This window comes from Streptosporangium sp. NPDC002607, from assembly GCF_053592655.1.
This window is the reverse complement of sequence record NZ_JBSFWD010000041.1, coordinates 70,436-91,055: the sequence shown is the minus strand read 5'-3', so window position 1 is coordinate 91,055 and position 20,620 is coordinate 70,436. Positions and strand designations below refer to the sequence as shown.

15 protein-coding genes are annotated in these 20,620 nt (G+C 68.7%); 14 read left to right on the top strand and 1 reads right to left on the bottom strand.

Translation table 11 applies throughout. The features are described 5' to 3' along the window. Positions 1-6: 6 nt before the first annotated feature. On the top strand, positions 7-3,597 hold the full coding sequence (locus ACWD3H_RS35035) for an SDR family NAD(P)-dependent oxidoreductase (RefSeq protein ID WP_451958046.1): 3,591 nt from the start codon (positions 7-9) through the stop codon (positions 3,595-3,597). After that, positions 3,566-4,573 carry a ketoacyl-ACP synthase III family protein gene (locus ACWD3H_RS35030; protein WP_451958045.1) on the top strand — a complete coding sequence of 336 codons (1,008 nt, stop codon included), beginning with the start codon at positions 3,566-3,568 and terminating at the stop codon, positions 4,571-4,573. Before ACWD3H_RS35035 ends, ACWD3H_RS35030 begins: the two co-directional genes overlap by 32 nt. A 281-nt stretch (positions 4,574-4,854) precedes the next feature. Here the strand turns inward: ACWD3H_RS35030 and ACWD3H_RS35025 are convergent, their stop codons facing one another. Continuing rightward, complete coding sequence (locus tag ACWD3H_RS35025) at positions 4,855-5,865, bottom strand: alpha/beta hydrolase fold domain-containing protein (protein WP_451958044.1); 1,011 nt, start codon at positions 5,863-5,865, stop codon at positions 4,855-4,857. A gap of 117 nt (positions 5,866-5,982) precedes the next feature. Between ACWD3H_RS35025 and ACWD3H_RS35020 the strand changes: the two genes are divergently transcribed. From ACWD3H_RS35020 to ACWD3H_RS34965, 12 genes are all read left to right on the top strand, one after another. After that, the gene (locus ACWD3H_RS35020) at positions 5,983-7,062 is read left to right on the top strand and encodes a hypothetical protein (RefSeq protein ID WP_451958043.1); all 1,080 of its coding nucleotides are present in this window, start codon (positions 5,983-5,985) and stop codon (positions 7,060-7,062) included. After that, positions 7,059-8,177 carry a DUF5624 domain-containing protein gene (locus tag ACWD3H_RS35015; protein ID WP_451958042.1) on the top strand — a complete coding sequence of 373 codons (1,119 nt, stop codon included), beginning with the start codon at positions 7,059-7,061 and terminating at the stop codon, positions 8,175-8,177. Before ACWD3H_RS35020 ends, ACWD3H_RS35015 begins: the two co-directional genes overlap by 4 nt. 9 nt (positions 8,178-8,186) lie before the next feature. Next, positions 8,187-9,386 carry an amino acid ABC transporter substrate-binding protein gene (locus tag ACWD3H_RS35010; protein ID WP_451958041.1) on the top strand — a complete coding sequence of 400 codons (1,200 nt, stop codon included), beginning with the start codon at positions 8,187-8,189 and terminating at the stop codon, positions 9,384-9,386. Next, a complete protein-coding gene (locus ACWD3H_RS35005) occupies positions 9,386-10,258 on the top strand; it encodes a branched-chain amino acid ABC transporter permease (protein WP_350928399.1) in 873 nt (290 codons plus the stop codon). The genes ACWD3H_RS35010 and ACWD3H_RS35005 overlap by 1 nt, the downstream gene beginning before the upstream one ends. After that, positions 10,255-11,979 (top strand): branched-chain amino acid ABC transporter ATP-binding protein/permease, encoded by a 1,725-nt coding sequence (locus tag ACWD3H_RS35000; RefSeq protein WP_451958040.1) that lies wholly within the window; start codon positions 10,255-10,257, stop codon positions 11,977-11,979. The genes ACWD3H_RS35005 and ACWD3H_RS35000 overlap by 4 nt, the downstream gene beginning before the upstream one ends. Beyond that, complete coding sequence (locus ACWD3H_RS34995; protein ID WP_451958039.1) at positions 11,976-12,689, top strand: ABC transporter ATP-binding protein; 714 nt, start codon at positions 11,976-11,978, stop codon at positions 12,687-12,689. The genes ACWD3H_RS35000 and ACWD3H_RS34995 overlap by 4 nt, the downstream gene beginning before the upstream one ends. Beyond that, a complete protein-coding gene (locus ACWD3H_RS34990; protein WP_350928405.1) occupies positions 12,686-13,432 on the top strand; it encodes an HpcH/HpaI aldolase family protein in 747 nt (248 codons plus the stop codon). The genes ACWD3H_RS34995 and ACWD3H_RS34990 overlap by 4 nt, the downstream gene beginning before the upstream one ends. Continuing rightward, positions 13,429-14,271: an amidohydrolase family protein gene (locus ACWD3H_RS34985; protein WP_451958038.1), complete on the top strand. Its 843-nt coding sequence runs from the start codon at positions 13,429-13,431 to the stop codon at positions 14,269-14,271. Before ACWD3H_RS34990 ends, ACWD3H_RS34985 begins: the two co-directional genes overlap by 4 nt. 23 nt (positions 14,272-14,294) lie before the next feature. Then, positions 14,295-14,873, top strand: a complete 579-nt coding sequence (locus tag ACWD3H_RS34980; RefSeq protein ID WP_355561003.1) for a TetR/AcrR family transcriptional regulator — start codon at positions 14,295-14,297, stop codon at positions 14,871-14,873. A gap of 303 nt (positions 14,874-15,176) precedes the next feature. Continuing rightward, on the top strand, positions 15,177-17,096 hold the full coding sequence (locus ACWD3H_RS34975) for a helix-turn-helix domain-containing protein (RefSeq protein WP_451958037.1): 1,920 nt from the start codon (positions 15,177-15,179) through the stop codon (positions 17,094-17,096). A gap of 146 nt (positions 17,097-17,242) precedes the next feature. After that, positions 17,243-18,535, top strand: a complete 1,293-nt coding sequence (locus ACWD3H_RS34970; protein ID WP_451958036.1) for a hydroxymethylglutaryl-CoA reductase, degradative — start codon at positions 17,243-17,245, stop codon at positions 18,533-18,535. A 6-nt stretch (positions 18,536-18,541) separates the two neighbouring features. Continuing rightward, positions 18,542-20,611, top strand: coding sequence for a hydantoinase/oxoprolinase family protein (locus ACWD3H_RS34965; RefSeq protein WP_451958035.1), 2,070 nt, complete (start codon positions 18,542-18,544; stop codon positions 20,609-20,611). The last annotated feature ends 9 nt before the right edge of the window (positions 20,612-20,620 follow it).

Sequence of the window (20,620 nt, the reverse complement as noted above, 5' to 3'; positions counted from 1 at the left end):
GATGCGGTGGTGGGGCATTCGCAGGGGGAGATCGCGGCGGCGTGTGTGGCGGGTGCGTTGTCGTTGGAGGATGCGGCGTTGGTGGTGGCGTTGCGGAGCAGGGTGTTGGCGGGGTTGGCGGGGTCGGGGGCGATGGCGTCGGTGTGGGCCGATGAGGCCACGGTGGTGGGGTGGTTGGAGCGTTGGCGGGGCCGGTTGTGGGTGGCGACGGTCAACGGCCCGCAGAACACGACCGTTTCGGGTACGGCCGAGGCGGTGGAGGAGTTCCTCGCCTTGTGTGAGGCCGAGGGGGTGCGGGCCCGGGCGGTGGAGGTGGATTACGCCTCGCATTCCCCGTTGGTCGAGCCGTTGCGCGAGACGATTCTGGAGGCTTTGGCGGGTATTGAGCCGCAGCCGGGTGAGGTGGCGTTCCATTCCACCGTCGAGGGCGTCGAGGGCCAGGTCACCGGGCGGCCGTTGGACACCACCGGTCTGGACGGCGATTACTGGTATCGCAACCTGCGCAACAGTGTGCGTTTGCACGAGACGGTGGAGAGCCTGCTCGATCAGGATCACCGTGTGTTCGTCGAGGTCAGTCCGCACCCGATCCTGGTTCCGGCGTTCGGGGCTCGGGTTGAGGCCCATGAGGTGCCCGCGATCGCGGTGGGAAGCCTGCGCAAGGACCGTCCCGAGGTGGTGGCGCTGGCCACGGCGTTGGCGACGTTGCATGCCCATGGTCTGAGCCCGGACTGGGACGCGCTCTATCCCGCTCCACCGGTCACCGGTCGGCCGGAGTTGCCGACGTATCCCTTCCAGCACCAGAGTTACTGGCTCACCCCGACGGAGAGAAGAACCGACGTCCCATCGTACGATCTCGAATTCTGGCGCGCCGTAGAGAACGACGATCCGGGAGAGGTGGCCTCTCTGTTGAACATCGTCGATGACGAGCGGATCGCCTCCCTGAGGCCCCTGCTCAAGGACCTCGGGGACTGGCGTCTTGGGAGAAAGGATCGTGCGGGCACGGGGGATTGGCATTACCAGCTCACGTGGCGGCGGCTGGATCGAGAAGTGCCGCGACTGTCCGGTACCTGGCTGGTCGTCACAACGCCCGAACAAGCCGATATGGGCCAAGTATCGGCGACTTCCAGCGCAATGACCGAGCAGGGGGCGAAGGTCGTCACCCTCGTGGTCGCCGACACCCTCTCCCGGGAGGACCTGACTCGACACGTTCACGACATGGTCAGATCACTCTCGCCGTCGAGCGCGGATTCAGGCACCAACGACCGATCTGGCGGAGGTAGGTCATCCGCCTTGGCGGGCGTCGTCTCCTGGCTCGCCCTGGACCGGCACTCTCATCCGGTGTTCCCCCATCTGCCGACAGGTGTGATCGGCAATCTCAAACTCGCCCAGGCCCTGGAGGGGATCGACGTCCCCCTGTGGGTCCTGACTCGGAACGCGGTGGTCACCGATCCTGACGAACCGCTGGACGATCCGATCCACGCCCTCTCCTGGGGCCTGCACCTTGTGGCACGCCAGGAGAATCCGCACGGCTGGGGAGGGCTGATCGACCTGGTAGAGCACGTCGGAGATGAGGTCGGGACACATATCTGCCAGGCACTCGGTGGCGGTGTCGACGATCAATTCGCTGTCCGGCCGAGAGGACTGCTGCGTCGCCGGCTCAGTCGTAGTGCTGTGCCCCGATCCTCCTCCTATGCGTGGCCTTCCGACGGAACGGTGCTCATCACGGGTGGTACCGGAGAAGTAGGAAAATCTCTCGCCAAGCGGATCGTGCACAATGGCGCCAGACACCTGCTTCTGCTGAGCCGCAGTGGGCCAGAAGCGCCGGGCGCCTCACGGTTGGTCGATGAAGTGCGTGCTCTGGGCGCCGAGATCCGGATCGTCGCCTGCGACATCGCGGATCGTTCCGCTCTGGCGGGGGTGCTCGCCGATATTCACCCCAGCCAGCCGCTGCGGACAGTCATTCACATGGCCGGTACGTTCGACGACGCCATGCTGTCCGACCTCACAGAAGAACGACTGGAGAACGCTCTGCGGGCGAAGGTCGACGGTGCGCTGAACCTCCATGAGCTGACGAAATCCCTTGACCTCTCAGAGTTCATCCTGTTTTCGTCCACGGCCGTCATCCTGGGAGGAAAGGGGTTCGCGAGTTACGCGGCGGCGAACGCCTTCCTGGATTACCTCGCACATCAGCGTCGTGCCCAAGGTCTTCCGGCCCACTCGATCGCGTGGGGGATCTGGGAAGGCAGGGACCACACCTTCCCTCATCACGGCCTGAGAAGAATGCAGACGCAGCGGGCTCTGGTCGCGCTCGAGCAAGTGCTGACCGAGGACCGGCCGACCGCTGTCATCGCCAGCTTCGATTGGGGTAACTTCTACCCGCTCTACACCGCCTATCGTCCGTGCTCCCTGTTCGATGAGATCCCGGAAGTCGCGCGCATCCGCCAAAACCCTGTCGTCTCCTCCGGATCCGGCGACGTGTTGGCGGTGCAACTGGCGGAACTACCCCCGGAACGGCAGCGCCACCACCTCCTGAGCGTCGTCCAGACCACCGTCGCAACCGTGCTCGGCCACAGTGACTCCGACGGAATACCGCTCGAACACTCCTTCAAGGATCTCGGCCTGGACTCGCTGACCGCTCTCGAACTTCGTAAGCACCTCAAGCGGGTCATCGGCCTGGAGCTTCCAGCCACCCTCATTTACGACTATCCGACCTCGCAGGCCCTCGCCGCCTACATTCACCGGGAGCTCTGCCCAGACGACAGCGGCAAGGACGCCGGCCCGATCCTCTCACTTCTCAGGCAGGCGATATCAATCGACAAGCCTGAGCAAGGGGCTGATCTACTGCTGACCGCGTCGCAGCTGCGTCCGTCATTCGACGACCTCTCCGCTGTGGCGCGACCGCTGCCCTCAACTTCGCTGTCCCAGGGGCCCGTGCAACCGGCGCTGGTGTGCCTCTCATCGGGTGAGTCCGAATATCTCAAATTCGCGAGAGCACTCGAAGGAATTCGCGACGTCTCCGCGATCACCCTGCCTGGGTTCTCCAGCGGAGATCTTCCCGCGAACGTGGCGGTCATGGCCGAGAGCGTGATCAGGGCACTTCCGGAGTCCCTTCACGGGAAGCCGGTCGTACTGGTCGGCAACTCGCTGACGTGTCTTCCGGTGTGCGCGACAGCACTGGCACTGGAACAGCTGAACTCGCCGCTCGCGGGTGTCGTGCTGATCGATCCCCCTGGGAACGCGGCGAACGGACACCGCGACGAACTTTCCCTCCTTCTGTGGAGAATGGCAGGCAAGGAGGGGCCCGATGTCCCTTCCGACGAGCGACTCACCGCAACCGCGTGGTACAGCGAACTCTTCCACCGCTGGGAACCCACGAAGATCGAAACCCCGATCCTCCTCGTCCGGCCAGGTCACGCACGCTCTTCCTCGCGGTTCCCGATCGCGTCCGCGGAAGCTCCGAAGGTGGCGACCGTTCCCGCCGATACCGACGTACTCGAAGAACACTCCGCGCTCATCGGCCTGACCGTGAGTAACTGGCTGATGGATCTGGCGCGGAGCACAGCCAATGAAACAGGTGGGAACATTGCTCTGGGATAGCATCTTCATCTCCGGCACAGGGAGATTCCTGCCGCCCCGGATGAACGTCGAGGACGTGCTGAGCGGCAGCTCCATCAGCGCGAATCCGACCAGCCTCAAGCTGTCCGACTGGGCGTCCCTCACCATTTCGCGGGACCACTCGGCAGCGGAGATGGCGGGGATGGCGGCAGTTGACGCGATGAAGAATTCGGGATGCAACGCCGATGACATCGCGTCGCTCGTCTACGCCTGTTTGGATGATCAGGAACATTTCGCGCCTGTCTGTCACGTGCAACGGGTTCTCGGCGTGCCCGAGGCGCTGGCATTCGAACTGGGAGCGGCGAGCAACGGGGGAGCGACAGGCCTCGTCGTCGCGGCGAGCTTGCTGAGATCCGACCCTTCCGCCAACGCCGCGATGGTCACCGCGGCCGGTCGCTACCATGCGGGTAGGTTGGGGCGATGGCAGGAATCGCTGGGCGTCTTCCTTTCGGACGGTTCCGCCGCGGCGGTTCTGTCACGCGAGGGTGGGTATGCCCGGCTGATATCCAGTTCTCACACCTCCGCGTCTGAGCTCGAATCGCTCGTCGCGGTCCGGGGAGATTTGGACAACGGGAATATCATGCTGGCCCAGAAGACCAGTCTCGGGCCCTACCTTCCCATCATCCGAGATGCCGGCATAAAAACAGTGAAGCAGGTGCTGGAGGAGTCGGGAGTCGAGTTGTCGGAGGTGGCGAAGGTCGCAGTGACCGGGGTCGGCCTCGCGCAGCTCTCCGCTCTGATCCTGGAACCCCTGGGTATCGCGCAGAGCCGTACCACGTGGGAGTTCTTACGAGAAACCGGCCACGTCGGTCCCTCTGACGCGCTCCTCGGTATCGATCACCTTCTCCGCGGTGGACAACTCCAAGGGGGGGAGAAGATTCTCGTTATCGGCATGGGAATAGGCTTCCGATTCACCACTTTGCTCCTCGAAGTCTGTGACCCACCCGTTCCGAAGTAGTCCAGAGCCGCCGACGGCACTGTCTCCAAGTTGGTGTCTGAGGGGTGTGGGCTTCCCCTCGTAACGTGGAGACCGAGCCGGGAGCGGCAGGTCGAGTACCGGCCCGACCGTGTTCTGGCGCTTGACAGTGCCCTGACCTCGCTGACCTAGCCATCCAGGTTACAGTGGAAGATCTCAGCCCCGGGTCTGCCCCTGCGACCCCGGTCGCAGGGGCGTGGGCCATGTCCGTCTCCGGCGCAACTGCCTGCGGGTCCGGACCCCGGACCGCCCGCATGAGCTCGTCAGCCGAGATGAGCGCGGAAGAACGACGCCAGCGTGCTGAAGCTCAGTGGAGGCTCAGTGCTGGTCACGGGCTCACCACAGCGTTTCGAAGTCTGCACGGTCCTGGCCGGGAAGGGCTCCGACAGGCCGCCGGTGAAGGGGAAGAAATGGTCCTGCCCGTGCAAGGTGAAGAAGCGGACGCTTCCGCAGGCCTCCTTGAGCGCGGAGAACAGCAGCCGGCTTTGCCCGATGGGGATCACGGTATCGGTGTCACCGTGCCCGATGAGGAACGGCGGGGGCCGCCGCCCGGAAGCCAGATGGGTGATGGGGTTGGCCTGCCTCAGCAGAGCAGGAGAACACGACTGCACGCCGTCCGGACAGCCAAGGTAGGTGGCCACCGCTCCCGCCAGGAGCGGGTTGTCAGCCAGCGCTGACAAATCGGCGGGCCCCGAAAGATCCGCCACCGCCTGAACACAGCTGGAGGGGCCGCGTCCACCCACATTGCCTTCCAGCGCGGAAACCCCACAACTCGTGCCCGCCAGGGCGGCAAGCTGCCCACCCGCAGATCCGCCCCACAGGCCGATCCGGCCGTTGAGGCCGTAGCGGAAGCTGTTGGCGCGCAGATACCGGATCGCGGCCTTCACCTCGTGGATCTGCTGCGGGAACTTGGCGCTCGTGCTCAGGGTGTAGTTGACGGAAGCAACAGCAAATCCCTGCGAGAGCAGTGATGTCCACTCAGGGATCCGCTGCAGCTCGCTCTTGTCTCCGGCGGACCAGCCACCGCCGTGGATGTAGACGATCACAGGCGCCCACCGGGCGCCCTTCGGTACGTACAGGTCCAGGACCTGCTGGTTGCCTCCGGATGCGTAGGCCACATCGGAGTAGGTGGTGTAGCCGTCGGACCTCACGGAGCGCACGCGCTCGTCGGCTCCGCTTGCCTCCGCCGGAGCGACGAGAACGCCGAGGCAGGCCGATGCTGCCGCCGACAAGGCGACTACGCGTCCCGGACGCGCTTTCAGGCCTAGGTGCACACTGATCCCCTCTCAAGATGAAGATGAATTCAAATTCACCCCTTGAGCATGGGTTGTCAACCCCAGCCGATGCCTGCATGATGAATCCGAATTCACATTCGCTGTGAGGAGGATCACATGTATCTCGTGGAGTCGTGTCGCATCCGCACCTCAGGTGCCCGGGCGGTGGAGCTCTTCCAGGTTGACGGCCTCTCACTGCTGGCCATCCCGCAGCTGGCCGTCGATGTGCCCGGGCAACCACCCGGCATGAACGGTGGCGACAGCGACACCGAGCTGCGGGTGCTCCGCCGTACAACCGAAGGTTTCGAGCCCTTCCAGAGCCTTCGGGTGCCGGGCGGTGAGGACGCGGAGTTCTTCCGGATCGGCCGGCGGGCGTTCCTGGCGACCGCGAGCATCCGCCGCGGCCAAGGCCCCTATGAGTTCGGCGTGGACTCCCAGCTGTACGAATGGGACGGCGCGCGCTTCGTCCCTTTCCAGAGCGTGCCCGGCTTCGCGGCCAAGCAGTGGCGGCACTTCACGCTGGCCGATCAGCACTTCCTGGCCCTGGCACAGGGGCTTCCGCTGTCTGGGAGCCGGCCGTCGCGGATCTACCGATGGGATGGCCGGGCCTTCGAACCGTTCCAGGAGATCGCCTCCGAGCAGGGCTACAACTGGCACGCCTTCCGGGTGGCGGGGCACGACTTCCTCGCCCACGCCGACCACCTCGCTCCGTCCGTCCTGTACCGCTGGGACGGAGCGCGCTTCGCCGTACACCAGAAGCTGGCCGATCAGCACGGCCGGGCTTTCGCCTCCTTCAGCGCCGACGGCGAGGAGTATCTACTCGTCGGCTGCATCCTCAGCCCGTCGCGGCTACTGCGCTGGGATGGTGAGTCGTTCGTGGAGCACGCCGTGCTGGACGGGCTCGGCACCCGCGAGTTCGCGGTCCTGCACGGCAGGGGCGGCCTGTACGTGCTGCGGGTCAACTTCATTCACGGCACCCCCGCCGCGCCGACGACCGCGCTGAGTTCCCAGCTCTACCACTGGCAGGACGGTGGGCTGCGCGTCGTCGAGGAGTTCCCCACCAGCGGCGGCACGGACGTCGCCGTCTTCACCGACGACCGGGGGCCACTCGTGGCGGTCTCCAACGGGCTCAGTGCCGACGTGCGGTTCGCCACCGAGAGCGTCATCTACCGCTTCATCGAGCAGGAGCACCAGTGACCAAGGAGTTCATCCGACTGTTCACCACCTACACAGCCGATCCGGACAGCATCGGCAGGAGGCTGGGTCGCGCGGTCACCGATCGCGCGCGCAACAACCCGCTGATCGCCGCGACGGCCACCGACCTCGCGCTCTACCCGGGAGACGGCAGGCCACCCACGGTCGAAGGGTTCCGGCTCTCGAGCAGGGGCTTCAAGGAGCTGACGGCGATCTCCCACCTGGGTCCCGCCGTGGCTTCGCTGGTCAGGCTCCGCGACCTGGGCGAGGAGTCCTGGCGGAAGGCCGCCGAGCGCCTGCTGACCGAGGTCAAGGCCACCCGAGCCGCCAACAGCACCGAACTGTGGCGGGACCGGATCGCGGTCGAGGCCTACCGGGGCAGGGAACGTGAGATCGCCGACATGGTCGACCACGCGTGCGCGGTGACCGCCCGCTACCTCACGGCCGCGCTGGACGACGAGGAGTATCTCACTCCCGAGACGCTCCGCCGCGACTACCTCGACAACGGCATCAACTCAATGATGGTGGCCACGTTCTTCCTGGTCAGCCTCGACATCAGCTTCCGCATCACGCGCTGGTTCACCGAGCAGGACCTGGCCTGGGAGCGGGCCATGGTGGTGATCGCGGGCAGGCAGGGTCGTCCGACCGCGGGCGTCACCTGGAACACCAGCAGCGTGGCCACGATGATCCTCGCCGCCTCGCGCGGCCGCCTTCCGTTGGATCGCGTGTACGTGGCCCCGCACGCGCCCACCTTCCCCTCCCCTGCCGACGGCGACCTCACCCAGGTGATCGCGCTGGAGGAGGACCTGCGCACCCTCTGGTGCGGCACCAGGGCCACCGTCGAACTCGGCGACGTGATGTTCGACGGCTATCCGCGCTACGCCCCTGGCCGCCTCACGCTCCCCGACGTCACCGACCCCGGCGTCGCCGAGGTGAGCGAGATGCCCGCCATCCACTCGGCCGACGACATGCGTGCGCTTGTGACCAGGCTCCGCATCGTGCTGGAGGACCCGAGGCAGCTGCTGTCCAGCTGCGTCACCGACTTCGCCGCCGCCTCCCTGGCGGCGGCGGGCGACGATCCCACCCAGGTAGTGGTGCCTGGGCTGACCGACCTCTGAGAGCGAACCATGACCATTGACCGGCGCTCGTTCCTCATCGGCGCATCACTGCTGTCGCTGACCACCGCATGCGGTGCGTCAGGCTCCTCCTCCTCGAACTCACTCAAGATCGGCGCATCGTTGCCGCTCACCGGCCCGGCCGCGGACGTCGCCGACCCCGGCTACAAGGGCTACCAGGTCTGGCAGAGCCAGATCAACGCGCGTGGCGGGCTTCTGGGCCGCAAGGTGGAGTTCGTCATCCTGGACGACGGCTTCGACCAGAACACCGTGGTCTCCAACTACAACCGGCTGATCACCCAGGATCGGGTGGACCTGCTGATCGGCACGTTCTCCTCGTTCCTGAACCTGCCGGCTTCGACCGTCGCCGACCGCAACCGCATGCTCTACATCGAACCGTCGGGTGGTGCGGCGGAGATCTTCTCGCGCGGCCACACCAGGCTGTTCTTCAGCCAGCCGGGCACGACCGACACCGCGCATCGGCCGTTCGCCGCCTACGTGGAGGGACTGAAGGAGCGGCCCGCCACCGCGGCCTACCTGTACCAGGACGACCCCAGCACCGACGTGCCCGTCCAGAACCTCCAGAAGGCCTTTGAAGGGCTCGGCATCAAGACCGTCTACGGGCAGAAGTACCCGCCGGACACCAAGAACTTCGACGCGATCGCCAACGCGATCCGGCAGGCCAACCCCGCCCTGCTGGTGCACGGCGCGCTGGAGGTCGACGGCGTGGCCGTGGTCCAGGCCCTGCAGCGGATCGGCTTCACCCCGTCGATCCTCTACCAGACCAGGGCGCCCTCCAGCGTCAACACCTACCCGCAGGCCATCGGCGCCACGAACACCGAGGCCGTCTTCACCGCCGGCAGTTGGCATCCGGCCTCGAAGTATCCGGGCAACGCCGAGTTCGTCGCGGATTACCGCAAGCAGTTCAAGCAGGAACCGAGCGAGGACGCCGCCAACTCCTACACCGCGGCGCAAGTGCTTCAAGCCGGCGTCCAAGCCGCCGGCAAGCTCGACCAGGATGCGATCGCCGCCTGGCTGCACGCCAACACGGTCGACACCATCGTCGGCCCGCTGAAGTGGGACGAGCGCGGCGTTCCCGACGGCAGCCTGCTGCTGATGCAGTGGCAGCGCGGCAAGCTGGAGGTCGTCGCCCCGGCCTCGGCCGCGACCGTCACCTCCGTGATCGCCGCCAAGCCGAGCTGGGCGACCTGATGCAGGCGTTGCTCTTCGGCCTACTCGTCGGCGGCGTATACGCCCTGGCCAGCAGTGGCCTGACGCTGATCTTCGGCGTCATGCACATCGTCAACCTGACCCACGGCGCGATCCTCATCGCCGGGGCATTCCTCACCTACAGCATCTGCACGGCGACGGGCCTCGACCCCTTCGCGACGATCCCCGTCACCGGCACTGTGCTGTTCGGCCTGGGCTGGCTCATCCACAAGCTCGTCATCCAGCGGGCCGAGCGCGGCGGTGAGGGCACGATCATCCTCTCCACGCTCGCGCTCGCCATGATCCTGGAGGGAATCACCATCCTCATCTGGGGCCATGAACCGCACACCGTCGCCACCTCCTACGCCCGCACGTCCATCCGGCTCGGCGACCTGGTCTTCCCCACGGCCCAGGTGTACGGCTCCGCGTGCGCGCTGGCCCTGCTGGCCGCGCTGTACGTGGTGCTCAACCACACGTGGCTGGGCAGAGCCGTACGCGCGGCCACGGCCAACCCGCAGGGCGCCGAACTCGTCGGCATCCGGGTGGAGCGGGTCAACGTCGCCGCCTTCGCCCTCGGCGTCGCGCTGACCGGCGCGGCGGGCTCGATCCTCGCGGTCCTGTCTCCCTTCACCCCGGACTCCGGGGAGCAGTGGATCGGCCTGGGGCTCGCCATCGTGGTGCTCGGCGGCATGGGCAGCCTCGGCGGCGCGCTGATCGGCGCCCTGGTCCTCGGCGTGGCCGAGACACTGACGGCCACCTACGGGTCGCCCTCGTGGGCCACTGCCATGCCCTTCGCCGTCATCGTGCTGACCCTCCTGCTGCGCCCGCAGGGGATCTTCGGCGTTCGAGTTCGACAGGATGTGGTCAGCGCATGAGGATCCTGATCATCGCGGCCGGCGGCGCCCTTCTCGCGCTGCCCGTGCTGTGGGGCGACGCCTACTACCTGAACATGCTCATCCTGATCTTCCTCCTGGCGATCATGGCCAGTTCCTGGAACATCATGGGTGGCTACACCGGCTACATCTCCCTCGGGCAGAGCGCCTTCCTCGGCGTCGGCGCCTACACGACCGCCATCGCGGCCAACGCGTGGTCGATCTCCCCGCTTCTGGCCGCCCCCCTGGGCGGCCTCGCGGCGGGGGCGCTCGCCGCCGTCCTCGGCCTGGTGACCTTCCGGGCACGAGGTAACGCGTTCATCATGATCACGTTCGCGATGCTCTACCTGCTCGGCATCGTGGCGCTGAACTGGACGTGGGTCACGAACGGCAACGACGGCATGATCCTTCCCACGCCGACCTGGAGTAGGGACTACGCCCTCTGGCCCTTCTACTACGCCCTGCTCGGCCTGCTGATCCTGACGCTGGTGATGTCGAAGGCGATCGCCTCCGCACGCTTCGGCCTCGGGCTGACGGCCATCCGCGAGGACGAGGAGAAGGCCGCGGGCATCGGCGTCAACACCTCGGCGACCAAGCTCGCCGCCTTCGTGGCCAGCAGCGTGCCCATCGGCGTGGCGGGCGGCTTCTATGGCTACTACCTGGGCTTCCTTGACTCCAGAGCCATGTTCAGCATCGTCACCAGCATCATGATCGTGCTCGCCGCCCTGCTCGGTGGCTCGGGCACGCTGTGGGGCCCCGTGCTGGGCGCCTTCCTGCTGGAGCCGTTCTCCCAGCTGACCAACCAGCTGTTCACCGGTCCGACCGCGGGCGCCTGGCGGCTGGTCGTCTTCGGTGGGCTGCTCCTGGCCATCCTGCTCTTCCTGCCCAAGGGCATCATTCCCGGGGTACAGCAGGCGCTGGCCAGAAAGCGACCGGCCGCCGTGGGCAAACGCCTGGCCCTCGCCGCCGTCCCGTCCTGGCTCGCGGTCGGCGACGGGGGGCGATTGGAGGTGCACGGCATTCGCAAACGCTTCGGCGGGCTCACCGTCCTCGACGGCCTGGACCTCACCGTCGAGCCCGGCTCGATCACCGGGTTGATCGGGCCGAACGGATCCGGCAAGACCACGCTGTTCAACCTTGTCGACGGCGCGATGAAGCCGGACAGCGGCACGATCCTGCTCGACGGCCGGCGGATCGACGCCGCGAGCCGGTGGGCACGCAGCCAGGCGGGGCTGGGCCGTACCCACCAGATCACCCGGCTGTTCCCCCGGTTGTCGGTGCTGCGGAACGTCGTCGCCGGATCCAACGGGTCCTGGGCGGCTCCGGCGATCACCGGTGTCCAGGCCACCAGGGGCACTGAGCTCCTCGATCTCGTCGGGCTCGGCGACTATCGTGACCTGCCCGCCGGCGAGCTCTCCTACGGCCAGCAGAAGCTCGTCGAACTGATCCAGATCCTCCTGCTCCAGCCCCGCCTGGTGCTGCTCGACGAACCGGCGGGCGGCATCAACCCGACGCAGATCGAGCAGATGGGCGCCCTGATCCGCGAACTCAACCGGACCGGGACCACCTTCCTGATCGTCGAGCACAACATGCCCTTTGTGCTCGGGCTCTGCGACACGGTCCACGTCCTGGCAGGCGGCCGCCGCATCGCCTCCGGCACGCCGCAGGAGGTGCGGAGCGATCCGCTGGTGCTGGACGCCTACCTGACGGGAGCGAGCCAATGATCTCGATGACCGGTGTCTTCGCCGGGTACGGCGGCGGCGACGTGCTGCAGGGGCTGGACCTGGAGGTCCTCCCCGGCTCGGTGACCTGCATCGTCGGCCCCAACGGCGCGGGCAAGTCCACCGTGCTGCGGACCATCAGCGGCCAGCTCGCGCCGCGTCTCGGCGCGATCCGCTTCGACGGCCGCGACATCGCCGGAGGGCACCCCGCCGAGCTGATCAAGGCGGGGATCGTGCAGGTGCCGCAGAAGAACGGCCTGTTCCCCGCGATGACCGTCGCGGAGAACGTACTTCTCGGCGGCTACCTGCGCCGCCGCGAGAAGACGTATCTGCAGGGGCGCTTCGCCCGGCTCGCCGAGCGCTTCCCGATCATCGCTGAGCGGAGCGGCGAGCCGGCGGGGAACCTGTCCGGCGGGCAGCGGCGAACCGTCGAGTTCGCCAGGGCGCTCATGCTGGAACCGGCGATGGTGCTGCTCGACGAGCCGTCTCTGGGGCTCGACCCGCGCTCGCTCGGTCTGGTGGGAGATGCCGTGAACGCCATGCGCGACAGCGGCATCACCGTGCTCATCGTGGAACAGAACGTGCGCTTCGGGCTCGGGATCGCCGGCCACGGCGTCGTCATGGAGAGCGGCCGCGTGCTCATGGCGGACTCCGCCCGGACGATTCTCGACGACCCGGAGATGGGCGCGCTCTTCCTGGGCGGTGCCCCGTGAGCGCCTTCCTGGACCGGTTGCGGCAAGGGCTGCCGACGCTCATGCTCGGCATCCGCGGCAGCCGTACCTCCGAGGTCGTGCGGATGGCACACGCGACCGGCCACCACGCCGTCCTGGTCGACCTGGAACACTCCACCATGTCCACCGATGTGGCCGCGCAGCTCTGCTCGGCCGCCGACAGTCTGGGAATGACGCCGCTGGTGCGAGTGCCGGAGCGCGAATACGGCATGATCGGCCGGCTCCTGGACGGTGGCGCCCACGGCATCGTCGCCCCGCGGGTCGAGACGGCGGACGAGGCACGGCGGATCGCCCGCGCCTGCCGGTTCCCGCCGCGCGGGCAACGCTCGCAGACCGCCCAGGTGCCTCAGTACGGTATGCGTCCGGTGCCCGCCAGGGAGCTGAACCCGGCGCTCGACGCCGCGGCCGTGGTGCAGATCCTCATCGAGACCCCGGCGGGGATCGCCAACGCCGACCACATCGCGCAGGTGGACGGCGTGGACATGCTCGCGATCGGTGTCAACGATCTCACCGCGGAGCTCGGCATGCCCGGCGCCTACGACGATCCGCGAGTGCTCGACGCGATCGCCACCGCGGCCGCGGCCTGCCGTACGCACGGCAGGTTACTGGCGGTCGGCGGCATGCCCGCGGCCGGGCTCGCCGGTGTCTGCCCACTCCGAATCACCGGGATGGACTCCGCCCTGCTCTTCCAGGCCATCAGCTCTGCCGCGAAGGATGCGTCATGACCCTTCGGACCACGCCCATGCGGGCCACGACGAGCAACACCCGGCCGGGTTTCACGATGCCACCGCTGAGCTGTGACGCCCATTTCCACGTGTTCGAGCCCGGCTACGCACATGTTCCCGACCCGCTCTACACCTTTCCCGACGGCACACTCGACCAGTACCTTCGCCTGACCGACTGGCTCGGCATCGAGCGGATGGTGCTGGTGCAGCCGACCTTCTACGGCACCGACAACAGCCTGCTGCTCGACGTGCTGCGCAAGGTGGGCCCGCGCTGCCGCGGCGTGGTCCGGATCGAGGACTCCGTGAGCGACGCGGAGCTCGACCGCTTCCACGAGGCGGGGGTACGGGCGATCAGGCTCGACCTGTTCGCCCGCGCGTCGTGGCGCACCGACGAGCTCATCGCCTACATCCGCGCGATGGCCCAGCGCGCCCGGCCGCGCGGCTGGCACCTGCAGTTCTACACGCCGGGCGCGGTCGTGCGGGATCTCCTGCCCTTCCTCGCCGAGTTCGAGCACCCCTTCGTCATCGACCACATGGGGTACGGGATGGACCTCGACGGGCTGCTGCCGCTGCTCGCGGGCGGGTACTGCCATCTCAAGCTGTCGGGACCGTACCGGCTGGCCAAAGACGGGCCGCTGTCGGCCGTCGAGCCGCTGGCCCGCGCGCTGGTCGAGGCCCACCCCGACCGGCTGCTGTGGGGCTCGGACTGGCCGCACCTGCCCGACGGCCAACGCGACACCGGCGAGTTGCTGAATCTGCTGGCCGATTGGGCGCCCACCCCGGAAGATCGCCACCGGATCCTCGTCGAGGCGCCCGGAAGGCTGTTCTACGGGCAGTAATCTCGGTGATGGGGAGGTATCTGGTGAAGTCCAAGCGTACCGAGGCAGAGCTCAAGGACGCCGCGCGGCGGCTGTTGACCCGCAAGAGCTACGCCGAAATCAAGATCACCGATATCACCGCGGAGGCGGGGAAGGCGGTGGGCTCGTTCTACCGCTATTTCGAGGACAAGGACACCCTGCTCGCCTCGCTGGCCGGGGACTTCCAAACGGCGCTGCGCTCCCATGTCGTCGATCACCTCGGTCACGAGCACTCGCTCTCCACGACCGACGACATCCGCCGCCACGTCGGCGCGTACTGGGCCACCTACCGCGAACACCTACCGGAGATCGTCGGTATCTTCCAGGCGTCCATGTCCAGTGGAACCTTCCGCCACATCCACGACGAACTACGCCAGCGCCACGTGGAGAACTGGACGCGGCACATCCGCGAGACCGACACCCCGGCGGCCAGGAGCGAGGAGAGCGCCCGGCTGGCGGCGCTCGCAATATCCTGCATGCTGGAGTCCTTCTGCTACCACCGCCTCGCGGAGAGCCCGGGAGGCGACGACGACGAGGACATCGAAACCCTGACCCAGCTGATCGCCAGGGGGTTGCTGGGGTGACCGGTGAGTGACCTGAACGGGCCGCCTCCGCACCGTGACCATGACTGCGGAGCCTATCCGGTGGGGCCGCTCCGGCCGTACCTGGAGAATCGGCTCTTGCGATCAGTAGGGGACTGTCTGCGATCACTCTGATCAGCGCGCGTCAGCCCTGTTGTCCGGGCCAACCCGGAAGGATCGGCGACGGAGTCGGCTCGGGCCGGTGGATCCGGACGCCCACCTGCTTGAGGAAGGGCCGCCGGAGGCCGGATACCCCGCGGCCACGTCCATACCGGCAGGTGAGACGGGGCCCATATGCTGGGGAACATGGTATTGCCCGCGCAGCGGGCGCTGGTGCCCCTGGACTCGGTGCTCGGACTGCTGGACCTGCTGCTCGATGAGACGGCCGACGAGCAGAGCGCCGTCGCGCCGCTCGCCGAGTCGCTCGACGGCGCCGAGCTGACCGGCGTGCTGCGGCGGACGCGGCGGGTGCGGGCGGCGCTGGCGCGGTGGCGCCGGCGCGATCAGGAGCTGTCCGCGCTGCTGTCCAGCGCGCGTGAGCTGGCCGAGCTGCGCGATCTGGACGCGCTGCTGGACCGCCTGGTGGCCCGGGCGCATGACCTGGTGGGCACCGACGTGACGTATCTGTCGGAGTTCGACCAGGAGACCGATGAGTTGCGGGTGCGCTCGACGCTGGGCACGTTCGCGCCCGAGTTCCGCCGGCTTCGGGTGCCTCCGGGAAAGGGCCTGGCCGGAAAGGTCGTGTCCACGCGCAGCCCGCAGTGGACGACGAACTATGACCACTATCTCGACGCCCCACATGACGCGGAGATCGACGAGGCCGTGCGGGCCGAGGGACTGGTGTCGCTGCTCGGTGTGCCGCTGGCGGCGGGCGACCGCGTGCTGGGGGTGCTGTTCGCGGCCAACCGCGACGAGCACGCGTTCACGCCCGAGGAGATCGCGCTGCTGTCGGCGTTCGCCGACCACGCGGCCGTGGTGTTGCAGACGGTGCACCTGCTGGCGCAGGCCCGCGCGTCGGCCGAGGCGGCCCGGGTGGCCAACGAGGATCTCGCGCGCACCATGGCGGCCAGGGAACGCGCCAGCGCGGTGCATCAGGACCTCACCAACGCGGTGCTGCGCGGGGGCACCGCGCACGAGGTGGCCCGGACGCTGGCCGCCTCGCTGGGACGGTCGGTGGAGATCTTCGACCGCGACCTGGCCCCGCTCGCCTCGGCGCGGACCGATGCCTCAGGGGAGTCCTCGCCCATGACCGCGCACGTACGCGCCGCGGTCGAGCGCAGCCGCACCACGGGGCGGTGCGTGTTCCTGGACCTGTCGGATGACGGGGCGTCTGTCGTGGTCGCCGTGGTGGCGGCCGAGACGCTGCTCGGTGCGATCCTCGTCGGCCACGGCGATCTCGCGCTGGGCTCGGTCGAGCGGCGCACGATCGAGCGCGCGGCGCAGATCGTGGCCCTGCTGGCGCTGAAGCGGGAGGCGGTCGCCGAGGCCGAGGAGCGGGTGCGGGGAGAACTGATCTCCGACATCCTGCTGGGCGACGGCGCGCACCGCGAGGAGCTGATGTTGCGGGCCCGCGCCCGCGGGGTCCGTCTGGAGTCGCTGCGCATGGTCGTCGCGGTGCTGGTGCCGCGTGACCGGCGCAGGGCGGCCGTGCAGGCGCTCGGCACCTGGCGCCCCGGCCTGCTGGCCAGTGAGCACGCGGGCTGTGTGGTCGTGCTGACGGACGCGGCCGACCCTGACGGCGCGGCGACCGAGGTCCGTGAGTGTGTGCGCCCGCTGACGGGGGCGCCGGTGCTCGTGGTGGCCGACACACCCGTCGCCACCTGGGGCGAGCTGGGCGCCCGGTTCGAGCCGCTGCGCCAGTGCGCCGAGTTGCTGCACGGCATGGGCATCCAGGACACGGCCGTCAACGCGGCGGCCTACCAGCCGTACCTGGCCCTGTTCGGCGCCGGTCGCGACGGGATCGTCGCGTTCACCGAGGCGGTGCTCGGGCCGGTGCTGCGCTGGGACCGCGATCATTCGACCGACCTGGTGAAGACGTTGCGCACCTACGTCGACTCGCACTGCAGCCCGGCGCGGGCGGCGCGAGCGCTGAACGTGCACATCAACACGGTCAACCAGCGCCTGGACAGGATCACCCTGCTGCTCGGCCCCGCGTGGCGCGAGCCGGAGCCGTTCTTTCGCGTCACCGTGGCCGTACGTATGCACGCCCTCGCGACTGGTCTGTGATCTACGTCGATTCACACATGGCAACGGCTTCAACGCCGTGTGATTCACCCATGGGCGCGGCGTTCCGGTCGGACCTAACCTTCCGCACAAGCCGTTTGCGTTTCGGCTCGATTATCAGCCTGTTTCGGCGGTATGCGGGAGGCATCGTGGGTGTTCACAGCCGGCTGGCGGGGTTGCGCGACCTGTCGCCCGGGGAGCGGCGGGCCCTCGCCGAGAAGAGCGCGGGGCTCGATCCCGGCGCGCTCGACGTACTCGATCCGGCCGCCGGGCTCACCCTGGACCAGGCCGACCACATGATCGAGAACGTCGTCGGGGTCCTCGGGGTGCCGGTGGGCGTGGCCACGAACTTCAGAGTCAACGGATCCGACGTCCTGGTGCCGATGGCGACGGAGGAGCCGTCGGTGGTCGCCGCGGCGAGCAACGCCGCGCGCATCGCCCGCGTACACGGTGGCTTCGCCACGACGTGCTCGGCGCCGATCATGCAGGCGCAGGTGCAGGTGCTGGGCGCGGCCGATCCCCACGCGGCGCGGCTGCGACTGCTGGAGGCGCGCGGCGAGCTCGCCGAGCTGGCGAACGCTCAGGACCCGCGCCTGGTGGAGTTCGGCGGCGGCGTACGGGACATCACCGTACGGCTCGTGCCGTCGGGCGAGGACGTCTACGTCGTGCTTCACCTGGTGGTCGACGTGCGGGACGCGATGGGCGCCAACGCGGTGAACACGATGGCGGAGGCCGTGGCGACCAGGGTGGGGGAGATCGCCGGGGGCCGTACCCTGCTGCGGATCCTGACCAACAAGGCGGACCTGCGCCTGGCCAGGGCACGCGCCGTCTTCGACGCCGAGGCCCTCGGGGGCTCGCAGGTGGTGCGGGACATCGTGCACGCGGCGGCGCTGGCCGAGGCCGATCCGTACCGGGCGGCGACCCACAACAAGGGCATCATGAACGGCGTCACCGCCGTGGTGCTGGCGACGGGCAACGACACCCGCGCGGTCGAGGCGGGCGCGCACTCCCACGCGGTCGCCCCGGACGGCCGCTACACCTCCCTGTCCCACTTCGAGCGCGACGCCGAGGGCAACCTGTCCGGCTCCCTGGAACTGCCCATGCCGGTCGGCCTGGTCGGCGGGGCCACGAAGGTGCACCCGGTGGCGCGCGCGGCGGTGCGGTTGCTTGGGGTGCGGACCGCGAGCGAGCTGGCCGGCATCGTCGCCGCGGTCGGGCTCGCGCAGAACCTCGCCGCGCTGCGGGCCCTGGCCACCGAGGGCATCCAGCGAGGACACATGTCACTGCACGCGCGCAACGTGGCGGTGACCGCGGGCGCGAGCCCCGAGGAGATCCCCACGGTGGTCGCGCGCATGCTCGCCGCCAAGGCGGTACGCGCAGACCGTGCCGAGCAGATCCTGGCCGAGCTCCGTGCCGGAGCCGGTGCAGCCGAAGGAGACTGAGCAGCCATGATTTTGGACGTGGGCATCGACGTCGGGGGCACCTTCACCGACGCCGTCGCCATCGCCGACGGCCGCGCCGTGCGCGGCAAGGCGTTCTCGACACCGGACGTGACCACCGGCATCCTCGCCGCGCTGAGCATCCTGCGCGAGCAGGTCGGGCTGAGCGAGGCGGAGTTCTACCCGGCGATCGACCGGTTCGTGCTCGGCAACACCATCGTCACCAACGCGGTGGACGAGCAGAAGTACGCCCGGGTGGGGCTGCTGACCACCCAGGGCTTCCGGGACACGCTGCGGATCGCCCGCTCCGCGCGTACCGATGAGCGCGACTCGCACAAGCTGGCGCCGCCGCCGGACATCGTGGACCGGCGTCTGATCGTCGAGGTGCCCGAACGCGTCGACGCGCACGGCACCGTGCTGGTGCCGCTGTCGCCCGGCGCCGTGCGTACGAGCGTGGAGCAGGTGCTGGCGGCTGGCGCCGAGTCGATCGCGGTGTGCCTGCTGTGGTCCTTCCGCAACGACGCGCACGAGCGGGCGATCGCCGGCTACCTGCGCGAGCACCACCCGGACGTGCCCTACTCGCTGTCCAGCGCGCTCACCCCGGTGTACCGGGAGTACGAGCGCATGGTGACGACGGCGCTGGACGCGGCGGTCAAGCCGATCGTCGCGACCCACTTCCAGCAACTCGCCGACGCCCTGGCCGCCAAGGGGTTGCGCACCAGGGTGCAGATCATGCAGGTCCACGGCGGGTTCCTCTCGGTCGAGGAGACCGCGCGGGCACCGATCTCGATGTTCAACTCCGGCCCGGTCGGCGGGGTGACCGGCGCGCGCCTGCTCGGTATGCGGCTGGGCCGGCGCCGGGTGCTCACCGCCGACATGGGCGGTACCAGCCTGGACGCCGCCGCGATCATCGACGACGAGCTGCGGGTGCTGCCGCGGGCCGAGATCGGCGGGCTGCCCACCAGCCTCACCGCGGTGGACATCGAGACCATCGGCGCCGGGGGCGGCAGCCTGGGCTGGATCGACGGCCGCGGGGTGCTGCGCGTCGGCCCGCACAGCGCCGGTTCCGTGCCCGGGCCCGCCTGCTACGACAAGGGCGGCGAGCATCCGGCCGTGACCGACGCCGCGCTGGTCATGGGGCTGATCAACCCCGAGTACTACCTGGGCGGGACGGTCACCCTGTCGCCGGGCAAGGCGCGCGAGGCGATCCGGCGGCACCTCGCCGACCCGCTCGGGCTGTCCGAGGACGCCGCCGCGCACGGCATGTACCGGCTGGCGACCTCGCAGATGGCCAACGCGCTACGCAAGATCACCGTCAATCGCGGGCACGATCCCCGTGAGTTCACCCTGGTCGGCTTCGGCGGCGCCTGCGGACTGTTCGCCGCCGCGATCGCCGCCGATACGGGAGTGGGCGAGGTGATCATTCCACGCAACGCCGCCGTGTTCTCGGCGTACGGGCTCATGCACGCCGACTCGGTCTTCTCCGCGGTCCAGACCAGCCCGTGGACGATGGACCAGCCGGCCGAGGCGCTGGAGAGGGAGTTCGCCGCCCTGGAACAGCGGGCGCGCGACTGGTTCGACGCCGAGGGCATCCCCCAGGACCGCCGCGCGGTCTTCCGCGAGGCCGACATGAAGTTCGTCGGCCAGATCTTCGAGGTGACCACGCGCCTGCCCGAGGAACCGTTCCGGGAGGGCGACAAGGAGACGCTGCGCCGCCGGTTCGTGGCGGACTACGAGGCCGAGTTCGGCACCGGCACCGCGTGGACCGAGGCCGAGGTGCTGCTGGTCAACTCGCGGGTACGGGCGGTCGGCCGCACCGAGACGCAGACCGTGACCGAGACCCCCGGCCAGGAGCGGCACACCGCCACCACGCGGGAGGTCGTCGAGCCGCTGTCCGGCCACCGCCGCCACGTCGAGGTGCACCGGGGGTTCGGCGCGCTCGGCAAGGCCGAGGGCCCGTGCCTGATCGAGGAACCCGACACCACCGTCTACGTGCCGCCGGCCGCGACGGTCGAGGTCATCGACGGCGGGCACTTCCTCATCCGCCTGAACCACGCCGGCGCCGGCGACGCCGCCTGATCGAAGGAG